At 47.3% G+C, this 14,049-nt stretch carries 13 protein-coding genes and 1 tRNA gene; 4 read left to right on the top strand and 10 right to left on the bottom strand.

Going from position 1 to position 14,049, the window contains the following annotated elements; translation table 11 throughout:
• Window positions 1-6 precede the first annotated feature (6 nt).
• From ONT19_RS12725 to ONT19_RS12715, 3 genes are all read right to left on the bottom strand, one after another.
• Complete coding sequence (locus ONT19_RS12725) at window positions 7-957, bottom strand: relaxase/mobilization nuclease domain-containing protein (RefSeq protein ID WP_234564731.1); 951 nt, start codon at window positions 955-957, stop codon at window positions 7-9.
• Window positions 954-1,367, bottom strand: a complete 414-nt coding sequence (locus tag ONT19_RS12720) for a MobC family plasmid mobilization relaxosome protein (protein WP_264952123.1) — start codon at window positions 1,365-1,367, stop codon at window positions 954-956. The genes ONT19_RS12725 and ONT19_RS12720 overlap by 4 nt, the downstream gene beginning before the upstream one ends.
• 184 nt (window positions 1,368-1,551) lie before the next feature.
• Window positions 1,552-2,034: a DUF3408 domain-containing protein gene (locus ONT19_RS12715; RefSeq protein ID WP_218433792.1), complete on the bottom strand. Its 483-nt coding sequence runs from the start codon at window positions 2,032-2,034 to the stop codon at window positions 1,552-1,554.
• A 397-nt stretch (window positions 2,035-2,431) separates the two neighbouring features.
• On the opposite strand from ONT19_RS12715, the gene ONT19_RS12710 reads away from it, so the two are divergent.
• Window positions 2,432-2,743: a helix-turn-helix domain-containing protein gene (locus tag ONT19_RS12710; RefSeq protein WP_008656559.1), complete on the top strand. Its 312-nt coding sequence runs from the start codon at window positions 2,432-2,434 to the stop codon at window positions 2,741-2,743.
• Window positions 2,744-2,825: 82 nt separating this feature from the next.
• Entirely contained in the window at window positions 2,826-3,134 is a 309-nt protein-coding gene (locus tag ONT19_RS12705) for a helix-turn-helix domain-containing protein (RefSeq protein WP_025066990.1), read from the top strand.
• A 238-nt stretch (window positions 3,135-3,372) separates the two neighbouring features.
• Here the strand turns inward: ONT19_RS12705 and ONT19_RS12700 are convergent, their stop codons facing one another.
• From ONT19_RS12700 to ONT19_RS12670, 7 genes are all read right to left on the bottom strand, one after another.
• Window positions 3,373-3,735, bottom strand: coding sequence for a hypothetical protein (locus ONT19_RS12700; RefSeq protein ID WP_264952122.1), 363 nt, complete (start codon window positions 3,733-3,735; stop codon window positions 3,373-3,375).
• Window positions 3,732-4,943, bottom strand: a complete 1,212-nt coding sequence (locus ONT19_RS12695) for a site-specific integrase (protein WP_264952121.1) — start codon at window positions 4,941-4,943, stop codon at window positions 3,732-3,734. The genes ONT19_RS12700 and ONT19_RS12695 overlap by 4 nt, the downstream gene beginning before the upstream one ends.
• Before the next feature lie 63 nt (window positions 4,944-5,006).
• Window positions 5,007-6,239, bottom strand: coding sequence for a phage integrase SAM-like domain-containing protein (locus ONT19_RS12690; RefSeq protein WP_264952120.1), 1,233 nt, complete (start codon window positions 6,237-6,239; stop codon window positions 5,007-5,009).
• A 606-nt stretch (window positions 6,240-6,845) separates the two neighbouring features.
• On the bottom strand, window positions 6,846-7,724 hold the full coding sequence (locus ONT19_RS12685; protein WP_264952119.1) for a hypothetical protein: 879 nt from the start codon (window positions 7,722-7,724) through the stop codon (window positions 6,846-6,848).
• Between the two features lie 80 nt (window positions 7,725-7,804).
• Window positions 7,805-8,638: a CPBP family intramembrane glutamic endopeptidase gene (locus tag ONT19_RS12680; protein ID WP_264952118.1), complete on the bottom strand. Its 834-nt coding sequence runs from the start codon at window positions 8,636-8,638 to the stop codon at window positions 7,805-7,807.
• Between the two features lie 51 nt (window positions 8,639-8,689).
• Window positions 8,690-9,628 carry a bifunctional riboflavin kinase/FAD synthetase gene (locus ONT19_RS12675; protein WP_119237944.1) on the bottom strand — a complete coding sequence of 313 codons (939 nt, stop codon included), beginning with the start codon at window positions 9,626-9,628 and terminating at the stop codon, window positions 8,690-8,692.
• A gap of 45 nt (window positions 9,629-9,673) precedes the next feature.
• Window positions 9,674-12,313 carry a calcium-translocating P-type ATPase, PMCA-type gene (locus tag ONT19_RS12670; RefSeq protein WP_264952117.1) on the bottom strand — a complete coding sequence of 880 codons (2,640 nt, stop codon included), beginning with the start codon at window positions 12,311-12,313 and terminating at the stop codon, window positions 9,674-9,676.
• A gap of 178 nt (window positions 12,314-12,491) precedes the next feature.
• On the opposite strand from ONT19_RS12670, the gene ONT19_RS12665 reads away from it, so the two are divergent.
• Together ONT19_RS12665 and ONT19_RS12660 are read left to right on the top strand one after the other, a co-directional pair.
• Window positions 12,492-12,565, top strand: a tRNA-Ile gene (locus ONT19_RS12665).
• 142 nt (window positions 12,566-12,707) lie between these two features.
• On the top strand, window positions 12,708-13,979 hold the full coding sequence (locus ONT19_RS12660) for a site-specific integrase (protein WP_264952116.1): 1,272 nt from the start codon (window positions 12,708-12,710) through the stop codon (window positions 13,977-13,979).
• Window positions 13,980-14,049 lie beyond the last annotated feature (70 nt).

Here is a 14,049-nt window from a genome sequence, read left to right as displayed (position 1 = left end):
CTTGCATCAAAGGCTGAAGCCCTTTCTGCGTTTTCTCTTTTTCTTCTTGGATGATTCATCCTCTGGGAATTGCTCAAAGGTCTGAGCATTGGCTGGAGCAAAAAGTCCAATGGAAGAAATACCGCCCCAAGGGTCTTGGGTATGTTCTGCCGTTGGTTGAGTCTGTTCTACTTGGTGACAACTTGTTTGTCCTCCCTGCATAGATTCGGCTCTTGGCGATACACGATTATGCTCTGTGCCAAGTCTTGCATCCAACTTGCCAAAGCTGCATTCTCTGCAAATCTGCGTACCCTTGAAACTATATCCGTCCTTGCAGAATCGGATGCCTTGCACCTTGGTTCGCTCCTTGTCCTTATAGACTAACTCCAAGAGAACACCTCGCTTTGCAAGTTCATTCTTGAACTTCTGCCAACTATCAGCGCCTTTCAAGGCATCCTTGACGGCATTGTGAATCTCGTATTTGGCACGCTCAGCATTGCGTAACTTGCGAGTATTAGTATTGCTCTTGTCCGTTCCGCAGGTCAATCCATACTTGGATTTTAGAGCCTTGGTCACCTGCTCATTACGCCTGTAATCATTCCTGTCTGATATGAGCTTGCCCTCATTTTTGATGCGGTTGTACACGATATGACAATGTGGATTGTCCGTATTGTGATGCCTTACGATGATGAATTGGGTATCGGTGATGCCCATCATCTGCATGTATTCAAGGGCTATCTTAGCCATGAACTCATCCGTCAAACGTGGCTTGTCCTCTGGTTTGAAGCTCAATGCAATGTGTCCCACAGGCTTCTTAATTCTTGGATTTAGCTGCCTCTGTAGCTCAAAACTTTGAGCCATCTCGGCATTCGTGCCGAGCAACACGCCATCTGAGGCGATGATTTTCGCCTCGTCCTTGCCTGTAACATAGCGGATGCAACCACCAAATGAGCTGCCCTTCTTTAGCTTGCCTATCATGTGGTATCCTCCTTTCTGCCCATACTGCTTAGCTTCGGTTTATAACTTGCTTGGCGATACTCGCCAAGGATTGCTTTCAATCTTCTCAACAAGTCCACCACATACACATGGGTTTCCTGGAACCCTCTCTGATGCGACAGCTTGGTAAGTTGGTTGAGGTTGTTCGCCATGCCAATGAGGTGCTTGGCGATGGCTACCGTCTCTGCGTTGTGTCCGCTGACCACCTCGCCGTTCAAGGCGGACTCACGGATGTACTCCGCCAACTTGCAGTTGGCTTTTCTCGCCCTCAGTCTCAAAGCCTCGTAGCTTGGCTTTGAGAACTTCACCGTGACAGACTTCGAGAGCTTGCGAACCCTGCCCGTGGGCGGTCTTCCGCCCTTTCTCCTATTCTGTTCCTGTACGTTTGTCATTCGATATACTGTTTACAGTTGGTACACTCACTTTCTGCGACCGTCGGGAGCAAAAAATCTCCGCCCTCATGGTGGAGCGAGGCGTTTTGGGATTCCCAAAACATAACCTCGCTCCCTCTCAGAACACGTTAGTTGGAACTACAGCCTTTCAGCTATCCACGTCCAAGGTCGCAGACCTTAATTCTCACAATTTGCGCCAAGCCTCGAAGTCCTCTTCATAAAGGCTTAGGTGGTGGCGCACGATGTTCTCGATGATGCCCGATACGCTCATGCGTCTCCCTCCGAGGATGCGGACGACACGATCAAGACGGTCTCGTACATCGGAACTGACGAAGACCGGCTTGCGGTCGTCAATCCTTGGAACTTGGAGGAAGGTCTGCTGATACTCCTCCAATGTCGCCTTGCGCTGCTTGCCGCTGATGCGCTTCAGCGGATTCGGTGGCGATTGAGCCTCGTTCGTTGATGTTTCCTCTCTATAGGGAGTTGTTGCAGCAACTTTCTCTACAATTGCTCTCAACTCTGGGTTCTCTACATCATCATAGAGAGAATCACAACTACTTGGATTGGCTTTGTTGCCATACGTAGATGGTTTAACAAAATCCAAATACTCTTTTTCCATCAGCTCCTTTTGCTCAGGAGCCAAGACTGCATCTTTTGTTCTTGCCATAGCTTATGCTGTTTTATTTGTTAGTATAGTGGTCACGGTTTGCACCATTGACCGATTGTCGGGTGCAAAGTAAGTGTACTGAGTGCAGCCATGCAACTGATTGGGTGTAACGTGGCAATTTAGTTGTGGCTTGCTTATTTGCATACCGAGATAGTTGTGAGAACTTCAACGTATTTCTCAACTCATCATTGTTCATGTATTCGTTGCAGTCGTGCAAGTTTTTCTTGTTGTTTTTGGCGTTGAAGTCGGCAAACCCCGGCAACATACTGCCACAGAAATTGAAAACGCTTGTTTTTAGATTGCCGTGCCTTATCTTTGCACTCACAAACGTGGAGCACAGCATATGCGTGGAGCTTTGCGACATATAACATAGTATTAACTTAGAAAAAAGAAAAGTATGGGATTCATCGTATTCGAGGAAGAGGCATTCAACTATCTTGATGCCCAGTTGGAGAACTTCGTGAAGCGCATGGACAGAATCCGTGAGCGCAGTGAGGACAAGACCATGAACAAGTGGCTCGACACGCAGGACGTGTGTCAGACGCTCAACATCTGCCCACGGACAGTGCAGACGCTTCGGGACAACGGAACTTTGGCTTATACGCAAATCAGCCACAAGACCTACTACAAGCCGGAGGACGTGATGGCTATCGTAGCAGTAGTGGAGGACAAGAAAAAGGACATGCGCTTTCGCAAGCGCACAGGTTAGGCTGTCAATATACAACAGCCACTTAATCCAATGCAGCAAGTAAAACGAGTAACGTAAGTATCAACAATAAAACGAGACAACTATGAGCAATGAAGTAATGACAAGAAACAGCGAGTGGATGAACCACATCGTGAACCACCTCAACCGAATGGTTGACAATTTTGAACGTGCCGTGATGAACTACCGTCCCATGCTTGATGGTGAGCGCTTCATGACGGACAAGGAGCTTTGTGCCAGGCTGCAACTGAGCCGAAGAACCCTGCAGGACTACCGAAACAACGGTGTCATCCCGTATATCCAGCTTGGCGGAAAGATACTCTACCGCGAGTCCGACATTCAGAAGATTCTGATGGCTAACTATCGTGAGGCGTACAGAATGAAGGGCTTGTAGGAGAAATACATGTCCTTGATGAGTGGGGTGAAATGAACAAGGCGACAACGTATAACTTACCGAGCGTGGTTGTTATAGGTTGTCGCCTCGTTTTATTGGCTATACCGAGTTGGTCGTGTTTGCCGGGTATCATTTGTGTTACCTGTATAAATCTAATACCATGCTAAAACACACTGCGGTGGTTCGCCCAAGTGGCTGGAGGCGCAAAGCCTCCAAGGAACGTTGCTTTATGGCAGGTCTATGCCATTGCGTTCTCTGTAAAGATACAGACCAGTTTCGTGCGGCTTGTCTGCTTGCCGATGACGGACTGCATGATGAACTCCCGAAAGGCTCTGCTCTCAATGCTGTCAATACGGAAGGCTACCGCAATGACGAGTTCAAGGCTATACACATCATAGCTGATGCGGTCGTTCTTCCTGACATGACGGTGTACACCCTGCTCTTTCAGAATGCCATCCTTGAATATAGCCTTGACAGCCTTGCGCACATAGCAGCCGAACACATTATACATGTCGGCAATCTCCTGCATGGTCATCCATACAGTATCGGTCGGCATGGATACCGTTCCGCTCTCGCTGATAGTTATAACTCCTCTGTTCATTTTCCAATAGTTTTTTCGTTCGACAATCTGTTCCTTTCTCGCTTGGCAATAAGCTTATCCATGTCATTTGAAATCTTCTGCTCCGTCACCTGCGCATAGACCTGTGTGCTTGTAATGTCTGCGTGTCCCATCATCTTGGCTATGCTGCCGATGGGAATTTCCTCGTTGAGCATCAAGACTCCGAATGTATGGCGGCTGGCGTGGAATCCCAACTTATTACTTATGCCAAGCACCATTCCAAGGGTATGCACATCAAGATAGATGTCTTTCTTCTCACCCAGTGGAAAAACAGGCTTGCTGTCGTCCGTGGTATTGTAGAGCGAAAGAATCTTCTCGGCTATCGGATGGAGTGGCACGAAGAACTCCACGCCTGTCTTCTCTCTTTCCTTGCGGATGAACTTCCTACCCTCGGAGTTCTCACTGACATGGTGAGGGTACAGTTTCTTTACATCTATATAGGATAAGGAGGTGAGCGAGGCAAAAATGAAACATCTGCGTGCAAGCTCCGTTCGCTCGTCAGCCATCGGGGTAGAGAGCATCCTGATGAAGTCTGCCTTGCTGATATGGGTCATCTTCGGGGCTGCCTTCTTCTCATACCCTATCCTGGCTATGGGATTGAAGCGGATAATGCTCCTGTCCACTGCCTTGTACATCAACATGTTCAGCCAGAGAAGGCAATGGTTCACGTAGCTGTCGATACGTCCCTGGTCTCGTTTCAGGAATAGCTTGTATTCCTCCCCGAAATTCTCGTCTATGTCCTCAAAGGCGATGTCGTCCTTATCCAACGAATGGACAAAGGCTCTCAGGTTCTTCTGCCATGTCCGCTTGTGCAGAAAGGTCTGTCTGGCTTTTGAGGTTCGATACCATTCCACGATGGTATCACCAAAGTTCAGCAAGAACCTTCCTGTCGTGTCCTTGTCCTTCAACACAGCCTTCAGCATTTCCACGGTGATGATGCCATTGGCGGTAAGAAGTGAGTTGTATTTATCCTTGACCTCAGCAAGGAAACTTGCCAATCGTCCGTTGTCCCTTGCATTCCGTACCTCTCCCTTCTTGGCGTTCCACTCCTGTGGTGTACAGGATATGCCTGTGGAAATGGCTGCGCTTTTGCCGTCAACGGTGATGCGGCAAAGTATGTTGGCTGTTCCGTCTGCCTTCACCTTCTGTCTGTTGATGTAAGGCAAAATTGAAAATGTACTTCTGCTCATAGTTGTTGTCCTTATAATATAATAATGTAGTTGAACTGTAAAAAGAAAAGTTGAAAGCCTTGTTCATAATGCGAGAACGAAGTCCTTCTCGGTTGCAGCGATGAACTTGTCCATGTCCTCAAACAGCTTCTTCTGGGTCACTCTCGCATACCGCTGCGTCATCTTCACATCCTTGTGACCGAGCATCTTGCAGATGGTCTCCATCGGCACACCAGCCTCCAGCGTAATGAGGCTGGCGAACGAGTGTCGTCCCGAATGGTAGGAATAGGTCTTGCTCGTTTCCGCCAACTTGCAGATGGTGATGAGATCGATACGAACACGATTCGTGCTCAGCAATGGGAAAAGGGTATCTCTTGCCACGTCCTCGTATTTCGCCATCAGCTCCAACGCCTCGGGCAGGAGTTTCACCCTGGCAAGTGTTCCGGTCTTCTTGCGGTTATAGACGAGCCATTTGTCACCATCCTCCAACACCTTGACATTGGCTTTCGTGATGGAAACGGTGTCTATGAAGGCTGTTCCTGCATAGCAGGCGAAAAGGAACAGGTCACGGCTAACGGATAGTCTCGGCTTGTCTTCGGGCAGTTCCACATCACGGATTTTTATGAAATCAGACATGCTGAGAGCCTTGGGTGTCGTAACCCTTGGAGTGCCAACCCGATAATGGGCGAACAGCAGGTTCTTGCACAAGCCTCGCTCAAAGGCAATGCGGCACATCTTCTTGAAGAGCGACACATAGATGGTGATGGTTCCTGATGAAAAGCCTTTCTCGTCAAGCAAGTAATGGTGAAAGTCACTGATGAAAGGCTCGGTCAGCTGTCCGAAAGCCAAATCAGTCAACCTATACTTCTCCCTGATGAACTCAGCGAGATTCTTGCGAATCTTTCTGTAAGTCCAGACACTGCTCTTCGACATATCGATGCCCTCATGGGTGCTGAGTTCACTGATATGCTCGTCCACGAAGGAGAGAAGGGTGGTCTGTGTCTTGACGCTGCCCTGCAAAGCCTCCTTGACATCCTTAGCCTCGAAGTCCGTTCTCTTTTCCACAAGCACATCGAATGCCTTTTGGATGGAAAGCAACAACTGCTCGATGTCCTTGTTGGTTTCCACGGCTTCCTTGCTCTTGCCCTCCAATCGGCTGGCACGAGGATTCCAAAGCGATGGAGAGCAAGACAACTTGCAGGAGAACTGCGCCATAGTCCTGTTCACCGTGATGCGTCCCATGATGGGAGCTTTTCCATTCTTGTCCTTTCCGCTCTTTTTTAGGTAGAGCAACACCTTGAATTTTTCGATTTTCATAACGCTTACATTTTGAGTGTGCAAATATAATCATTTTGTAAGCGTTCCTTGATACGCAAAACATTGAGAATCAGCGCAATAAAATCCGTTGATGCACAAAGTTGCCTTTCCGCATTGTTACCTGCTTTGCATAGGTAACTGTGGCTCACGATTTAGTAACTGAACTACTTCAATATTCCTCACTCGCTTGCTTTATGGCGATTTGGCAACTTTGTGCAAATCTGCTCATTCCCAACTGTTTACGTTCCAACCTCTCTTATTCTCCTTTGGCTGCTTTAGAGTTTTATGTTAATAATCCTAACTCATAGTTTTCTCCACTTAAACTCACCGTTTCTCGGTGCAGAAGTCATCGTTTTCTTCTTGGGAATACATCGCCTACCGGATGGAAATCCTTGCTTTTCTTTACAAATTCATGCTAAAAAAATAACACGGACAAATTGAATTTGTCCGGACAAATTGTCCGGCGACTTATAAATCTCTGATTATTTGACAGTTACAAACTTCCGGACAAACAAGCCGGACAAATTCAATTTGTCCGGCTTGTTTTTTTCTGGCGGAATCAGCCATTTTTGTTTATTGCCAATAAATAAATCTGCGTTTTTTTATTTACTGGCAATAAACAAATCGGATATAAGTTCTATCATCAAAGCTTTTATTGCCCTCTACGATGCCCTTGGTGGCGATAAAGGAATGGATGTTCTGAGGGTCGTTGGCAATCTGCTCTGCCAATGCAGCCTCACTCGCTGCCAAGGTTGGCTTCAGGAACGGATAGCCATCGCTCGCCAAGACTATCTCGGAGGAAGAAGATGGAATTGTATCTGATGCAGAAGCGGAGTCAGAGCAAGGGACAGAATCTGATGCTGGAACAGAATCCTGAACAGAACTAGAGTCTGAAACAGAGACAACCTTCACTCCCTCCCGATAGATAGGGAATCCATCGATAACCGTATAGGTCTGGTTCTGCCCCAAAAGCATCGCCTTGATAAGCAATGGCTCTATCTGCTTTCTAGCCTCAGCAGGCGAAAGGCCCTGCTCTATCAACTCTACCCTCTTACGGGCAATTTTCTCCTCATAAGGCTTGCCATTCTCATAGAGTTTTCCATCAATGATTGCCTGGCAATCGCCCACCATCCATACTTCATTCCTTGTCCGGCTATAAAGGATAGCCGAGGCGGTAAGCCGCTCTTCCGGATGCTCCTTCAACCGCTCTTCCACCCCAAACTTTTCATACACCTTATTATATATATACGCCGTTACGCCCTGGCAGAATTCATCTACCGAGGCATCCGCCTTCAGTTCCTCCCGGATATATTCCGAGATAAGCATCATGGCGTATCTTCCATTCTTCATATCAGAATTGAGATGCTTCGGCGTTTTGCTCGTACTGCCATCTATCACAGCGATGAAATCATCGGTAACTACCATTCCATCCTCACAAGCCTCCTGGCTCTTCTTTCCTATGATACTGCTTTCTATAATCTTCATAAAATCTACTTATCTATCCGGTTATATATCTGAAAAAAGGCTACCCATCCAGGTAACCTTTTTACTCGTTTATTTATCTCTTAAGCCTTCACCTTCTTTAATCTGATAACCAGCTGTATGAAACTTGGAATCATGATGCAGAGAGAGAAGCCTACGGCATAATACATGGTCTTGTCATCACCATGGAAGAGGTCGATGAGTTTGCCATCGCTCTGAGGCATGATATTGGACAGGACATACGCCATCGTATTATTCACCCAGTGGAGCAGGATGCCCGGAACAAGACTCTTGGTGCGATAATACATCCAACCCAGGAGTAAGCCCAGCAGGAGAGCATTGACAAACTGCGCTACGTTGGCGTGAGCCAGACCGAAGATGGCAGCCGAAATCATGATGGCTACCCAATGGTTCTTCTTGCTCATAAGACCCAGCAGGGTGCGGAGAATGGCTCCACGGAACACAACCTCCTCAGCAAAAGGCGCCAGAACGCCGATAGCCACATAACCCCAAGGCTCCTTCATGAGCGATGCGAGTATCTGCTCGGCATTCTCGTCCATCTCGATGCCTATCTGCTCATATATGAGCTCCAGAGGAATGATGGTTCCCAGGGCGAACAATGCCACCCAGAGAAGCGTTGCCCAAGGCTTGGAAAGCAGATAATCGCGGGTCAGCGGTGTCCACTTCGTCTTCAGGAAGATGACGAGGGTGATAACGTTGCTGAACGCTGAGGTAAGCGCCATCAGGATAGGATTGCTGCCCGAACTGACAGCCAGGAGCGTTGCCTGGTAACCTTCGCCCTTAATGCCCGCCCAGATTCCTGCGCCAGCATACATCACGATAATCTGTACTACTATAAATATAATCAGGTAGAGGACGATATCCGTCAAACCTCTCTTTAAATTAATCTTTGCCATTGCTTTTACTGTTTATAATTAATCGTTTATAGTTTAATAGCATTCTCGCTATCATTCCGCTTCCTTTTCAAAGAGATCCAGCACGGTCTGCTCATCCTCTTTCAGCTGCGCCGCCAACTCCTCGGGACTGTCAAACTTCTGTTCGCCCCTTATTCGCTTCACGAAGCTTACGAGCAAGAGCTGGTCATAAATATCCCCGTCGAAATTGAAGATGTGCGTCTCTAGCGTCAGTTGTCTGCCATTGAAGGTTGGGCGATTGCCCACATTCATCATTCCCCGTTTCCATACCACCGTATTCTCCAGTCTTACCCTTACGGCATAGACACCAGGAGCAGGAATCAGCTGTCCGAAGTGAGAGATGTCGAGATTGGCTGTAGGGAAACCGAGCTTTCTGCCTTCATGGAATCCATTCACCACCTTTCCGATGAGGGTGTATGGGAAACCGAGGCACCGGGCTGCCATCTCCACTTCTCCCTCTTTCAGGAAAGAGCGGATGACGGAAGAAGAGATGTTGATGCCATCTATCTGGAAGGCTTCGTTCCTGATTACCTCGATGCCCATCTCCTTGCCGTAGCGCACGTAATCTTCGAAAGTCTCCTCGCGGTTGTGACCGAAGCGATGGTCGTAGCCGATGAAGAGTTTCCTTACGTTGAGATGGTCGTGGAGCACCTGCTGCATAAACTCTCTTGCCGACATGGCAGCCATCGCCTTGTCGAAATGCAGCACCACAGCATTATCCACTTCTGTCTTCGAAAGCAGCAGCAGTTTGGAGTCGAGTGTGCTCAGCATCTCTGGCTGATAATCTGCCTGCAATACCTTGCGGGGATGCGCATCAAAGGTGATGACGGTAGATTGCAAGCCATCCTTTCGTGCCGTCTCTACGAGATGATGAATCAGGAACTGATGTCCCCGATGCACCCCGTCGAAGAAACCAATCGTTGCCACACAAGGCGGCAACTGCACGATATCGTTATAATGTATTGTATTCATAAGGACTGTCTTTAACATTCATTTCAGAAGAAGAACTCCGATGGATTATCTTCTCTTTGCTATCATTCTCTTAAAAGCTCTCCACAGCTCGCCCGCCCAAAGTACAACGGAGGTTGAGCCGATGATGAGCAGCCACTCATGGAGCGACAATGGTGTGGTGCGGAACATTTCGCCACCAAAGGTTACGATAATCCACTGACCCACCAATACCAGTACAAGCACCAGAATCATTCCCTTATCCTTCAGGAAATGGCGGAATGCAGTATGATGGCTCATCAGCGCCTTGGCATTGAAGAGGTTCCAGAACTGAATCATCACGAAGGTGGTGAAGAACATGGTCAGTTCATGCACATCTACGCCACCCTTGCCTCTGCGCTCACAGTAAACCAGCAGGGCAAACATAACGAGGAAGAAGACGATGCCGCAGAACAGGATACCGAAACCGATGCTCTTGTTGATGATGAAATCGGATGCCTTGCGTGGTTTATCCTTCATCACCTCGTGAGATGGAGGCAATGAGGCAAGTGCCAAGGCTGCGAAGGTATCCATGATAAGGTTCACCCAAAGAATCTGGGTTACCGTCAACGGCATTTCAGTTCCGATAACTGAGCCGCCAAGCACCAGCAGGAGGGCTGCTACGTTTACTACCAACTGGAAGAAGAGGAAGCGCTGCAGGTTGCGATAGAGCGAGCGTCCCCACATCACGGCATTGGCGATAGACTTGAAGGAATCATCGAGCAGGGTCATATCCGAAGCCTCCTTAGCCACGGAAGTTCCCGAACCCAGCGACAAGCCCACGTGAGCATAGTGAAGCGCCGGAGCATCGTTGGTACCGTCGCCTGTTACGGCAACCACCTCGCCACGCTTCTGGAGCATGGCCACCAGTCGCTGCTTATCGGTAGGACGAGCACGGCTCATCACACGGATATCCTTCGCCCGTTCGTAAGCCTCTTCGTCAGAAAGAGCCTCCCACTGTTCGCCCGTAATCATCTGCTGGTCGAGCGAGGTCAGAGAGCCATCTGCTCCGATATTCTCAGGTTCATCTTCAAAGACACCTATCTGCTTGCCTATCTCCAAAGCGGTGGCAGCCGTATCACCCGTAACCACCTTCACCTCGATACCCGCATGGCGGCACTCCTGCACGGCAGCAGGAACATCCGGACGGATAGGATCGGCAATGGCTGCAATGGCCTGCAACTGAAGGTCGTTGGCATCGAGAAGTGCTACCACTTCGGCAGTAGAGGTTCTGGAAGTTCTCATGATAGAAGCTTCTATCTTCTTATAGGCGAACGCCAGGGTTCTCATCGCCTTATGCTGCCACTCATCGAGTTCTTCGGCTGACTGTCTCAGCATTCTATCTTCGATGATGCATTTCTTCATCACGATTTCAGGCGCACCCTTCACGAAGAGATAGGTCTCGCCATCAACTTCTGCCAAGGTTGCCATCATCTTTCTCTCGGTAGAGAAAGGCAACTGCTTGAGCACGTTCACCTGCTTGCGGAGTTCTTCATAATCCTTGCCCTGGGCATCGAGCCAGAGCAGGAGAGCCGACTCGGTAGGGTTTCCGATAGGTTTGCCGTCATTCAACTCGGCTGTAGAGTTGAGGGCAATGGCAGTATCGAGCAGCGCCTCATCGCCCTGCTTGAGTTCCAGGGCACTCACCTGCATCTTGTTCTGGGTAAGTGTACCGGTTTTATCGGTACAGATCACGGTAACGGCACCCATGGTTTCGCAGGCATGGAGCTTGCGCACCAGATTGTTCGACTTCAGCATTCTTCGCATGTTGAGCGCCAGAGAAAGGGTAATCGCCATCGGCAATCCCTCCGGCACCGCCATCACAATCAGGGTAACAGCCATCATGAAGTATTTCAACACGATTTCTGCCATATAGAAATAATCCTTGCCGCCCCATACCGGATTGGTGAGGATATCGTGAATCAGGAAGATGAAGAAGGCTGCCACAGATACTACAGAGCCTACCTTGGAAATCATCTTAGCCAACTTGTCGAGCTGCATGTGAAGCGGTGTCTCCACCGAAGTCTGTTCGGTAGATTTCTTCGCTACCTTACCAATCTCGGTAGCATCGCCCACGGCAGTAACCACGAACTCGCCCCTGCCATTCATCACCATGGTAGAACGGAGGATGACGTTGCGAGGATAGGCACCATCGCCACCGCCTTCCAGAGATTTCTCGGCAACAGGTTCGCCCGTAAGGGCAGATTCGTTAATCTGCAGGTCGTTGCAGACGATGAGTTCTCCATCGGCAGGCACCTCGTCGCCCACTTCTACGAGCACTACATCTCCCACCACCACATCGTGGCGCGGAATCTCCATCACCTTACCATTGCGGCGCACCTTAACCGGCTGCTCTTCGCTGAGCGCCGTGAGCAGATTAAACTTCTTGGCAGCATCGCGCTCAAAGTAGAAGCCCACGGTAGTAGCAAGGAAAACTGCCACGAAGATACCGATGGTCTCCATGAAATTCTTTTCGATAAAAGCAAGGATAAGGGATACAAAAGCCGCCACAAGAAGTATCTGGATAATCGGGTCGCGATATTTATCCAAATACAATTTCCATAATGAAGTACGTTGAGGAGGGGTAAGCACGTTCTTGCCATGCTGTTCCCTACTCTGTTTAACTTGTTCATCGGTAAGACCGATTCTTTTATTTTTGTCTATGTCCATTTCTGAATAGAAATTCTTTTCCTTTTTTGTACGATTAATAAGTACATACGCACGTGTGCGCACATAATTTGGTGCAAAGATACGCTATTTTTCTGATTCTAAGAAAATTTTTAAGATTTTATTTGGTTATTTGCCCAAAATCTAGTATCTTTGCACTCGAATTTAATAAAAATTCAACGGACTTGTAGCTCAGTTGGTTAGAGCAACAGACTCATAATCTGGAGGTCCTAGGTTCAAGCCCTAGCTGGTCCACAAGGTTAAGCATCTGAATATTAGATACTTAACCTATTTTTGTTTCTAGACCTTTCTGGATTAAGAAATACAACCACCAGAGCTTTTCCTCTTTATTTGCTACATTGTTGACTGATTGTTGACTAATTAAATTAAACGTAACATGCTGACAATCAAAGCAGAAATTAAAAAAGGAGAGCTTAAAGCAAATGGTACTTACAATGTAAAGATACGCTTTACGCTCAATCGTAAGGTGAAGAGACTATCATCGAGTCTTTTCGTTTCTCCAAAGGACTTAACTAAATCTGGAGATTTCAAGAAAACAACCAAGATTTACAAAGAGATTGAGAACTTAGTACAAGGGTACAAGAACAAGTGCAATGAAATGCAGGTTGATTTAAACAGCTATTCTCTTGATGATATTTTCAAGCACCTAAAGTTTGAGGATATGAAAGACAAGGAGATTGACTTTATCGACTTTTCCAGAAAGTGGATAGCTAAGGCTACCATAAAAGGAGCAAACAATTACAAGACCGTTCTCAACTCACTCACTTCATTTATTGGACGTGACAGCCTCAACATTTCAGAAATCAATTTATCCTTTATCACAGGATATGCTGATTATATAAAGAAATGTAGAGAAGCTAAAATAGAGAAGTTGGAGAAAGCAGGGAAGCGTGTTCCATCTAACAGAATGATGTCTTTATATTTAGGCAGTTTACGACACCTATTTAAGGAGGCACAGAAGGAATACAATAACTACGACAATGGTTTGATACTTATTCCATCATCCCCTTTCGATAATTTCAAGATTCCGAAACAGGAGGCAACCCGAAAGAGAGCACTTGATAAAGCCACCATCAAGAAGATTTATGCTCTTCCATATAGGAATACAAGTAAAGGAATCAAGGGGACGTGCAGATACGACCTAGCTAAAGATTGCTTTATCTTATCTTTTGGGCTAATCGGCATGAACTCTGTTGACCTTTATAACGTGACAGATTACAAAGATGGTAAGCTGACATACTACAGAACCAAGACAAAAGCACGTAGAAATGACAAGGCGAAGATGGTGGTTGATGTTCCTCCAATGCTGAAACCTTTGATTGAGAAGTACAGAGACAAATCTGGCAAACGAGTCTTCAACTTCTATCAATATTACGCAAACGACAAAGGCTTCAATAAGGCGATAAATCGAGGCTTGAAAGAAATTGGCTCAGAATTAGCTATAGATGATTTGGAGTTTTACGCTGCAAGACATTCATGGGCTACCCTAGCCATTAACAAGGTTGGCATAGACAAATTCACTGTCCATGCAGCACTCAACCACGTTGATGAGTCTATGAGAGTGACCGACATTTATATCGAGCGAGACTTTCAGAACGAGAATAAAGCTAATGGAAAGGTCGTAAAATACGTTTTTGGGACAAAATAATAAAGATTTCCTCATTTACATTTGCGTAGGTGAGGATTTCTTTTTAATTTTGCAGCAAAAAGATATACTT

Origin of the sequence: Segatella copri (genome assembly GCF_026015625.1) — a bacterium.
GTDB lineage: Bacteria > Bacteroidota > Bacteroidia > Bacteroidales > Bacteroidaceae > Prevotella > Prevotella copri_H.
This window is presented reverse-complemented; position numbering and strand designations above follow the sequence as displayed.

Bases quoted from the DNA above. Each gene is read 5' to 3' on its own strand.
- ONT19_RS12710 (WP_008656559.1), top strand. From the start codon at position 2,432: ATGGGATTCATCGTATTCGAGGAAGAGGCATTCAACTATCTTGATGCC.
- ONT19_RS12660 (WP_264952116.1), top strand. From the start codon at position 12,708: ATGCTGACAATCAAAGCAGAAATTAAAAAAGGAGAGCTTAAAGCAAAT.
- ONT19_RS12690 (WP_264952120.1), bottom strand. From the start codon at position 6,239: ATGAAAATCGAAAAATTCAAGGTGTTGCTCTACCTAAAAAAGAGCGGA.
- ONT19_RS12715 (WP_218433792.1), bottom strand. From the start codon at position 2,034: ATGGCAAGAACAAAAGATGCAGTCTTGGCTCCTGAGCAAAAGGAGCTG.
- ONT19_RS12685 (WP_264952119.1), bottom strand. From the start codon at position 7,724: ATGAAGATTATAGAAAGCAGTATCATAGGAAAGAAGAGCCAGGAGGCT.
- ONT19_RS12705 (WP_025066990.1), top strand. From the start codon at position 2,826: ATGAGCAATGAAGTAATGACAAGAAACAGCGAGTGGATGAACCACATC.
- ONT19_RS12680 (WP_264952118.1), bottom strand. From the start codon at position 8,638: ATGGCAAAGATTAATTTAAAGAGAGGTTTGACGGATATCGTCCTCTAC.
- ONT19_RS12725 (WP_234564731.1), bottom strand. From the start codon at position 957: ATGATAGGCAAGCTAAAGAAGGGCAGCTCATTTGGTGGTTGCATCCGC.
- ONT19_RS12675 (WP_119237944.1), bottom strand. From the start codon at position 9,628: ATGAATACAATACATTATAACGATATCGTGCAGTTGCCGCCTTGTGTG.
- ONT19_RS12695 (WP_264952121.1), bottom strand. From the start codon at position 4,943: ATGAGCAGAAGTACATTTTCAATTTTGCCTTACATCAACAGACAGAAG.
- ONT19_RS12720 (WP_264952123.1), bottom strand. From the start codon at position 1,367: ATGACAAACGTACAGGAACAGAATAGGAGAAAGGGCGGAAGACCGCCC.
- ONT19_RS12700 (WP_264952122.1), bottom strand. From the start codon at position 3,735: ATGAACAGAGGAGTTATAACTATCAGCGAGAGCGGAACGGTATCCATG.
- ONT19_RS12670 (WP_264952117.1), bottom strand. From the start codon at position 12,313: ATGGACATAGACAAAAATAAAAGAATCGGTCTTACCGATGAACAAGTT.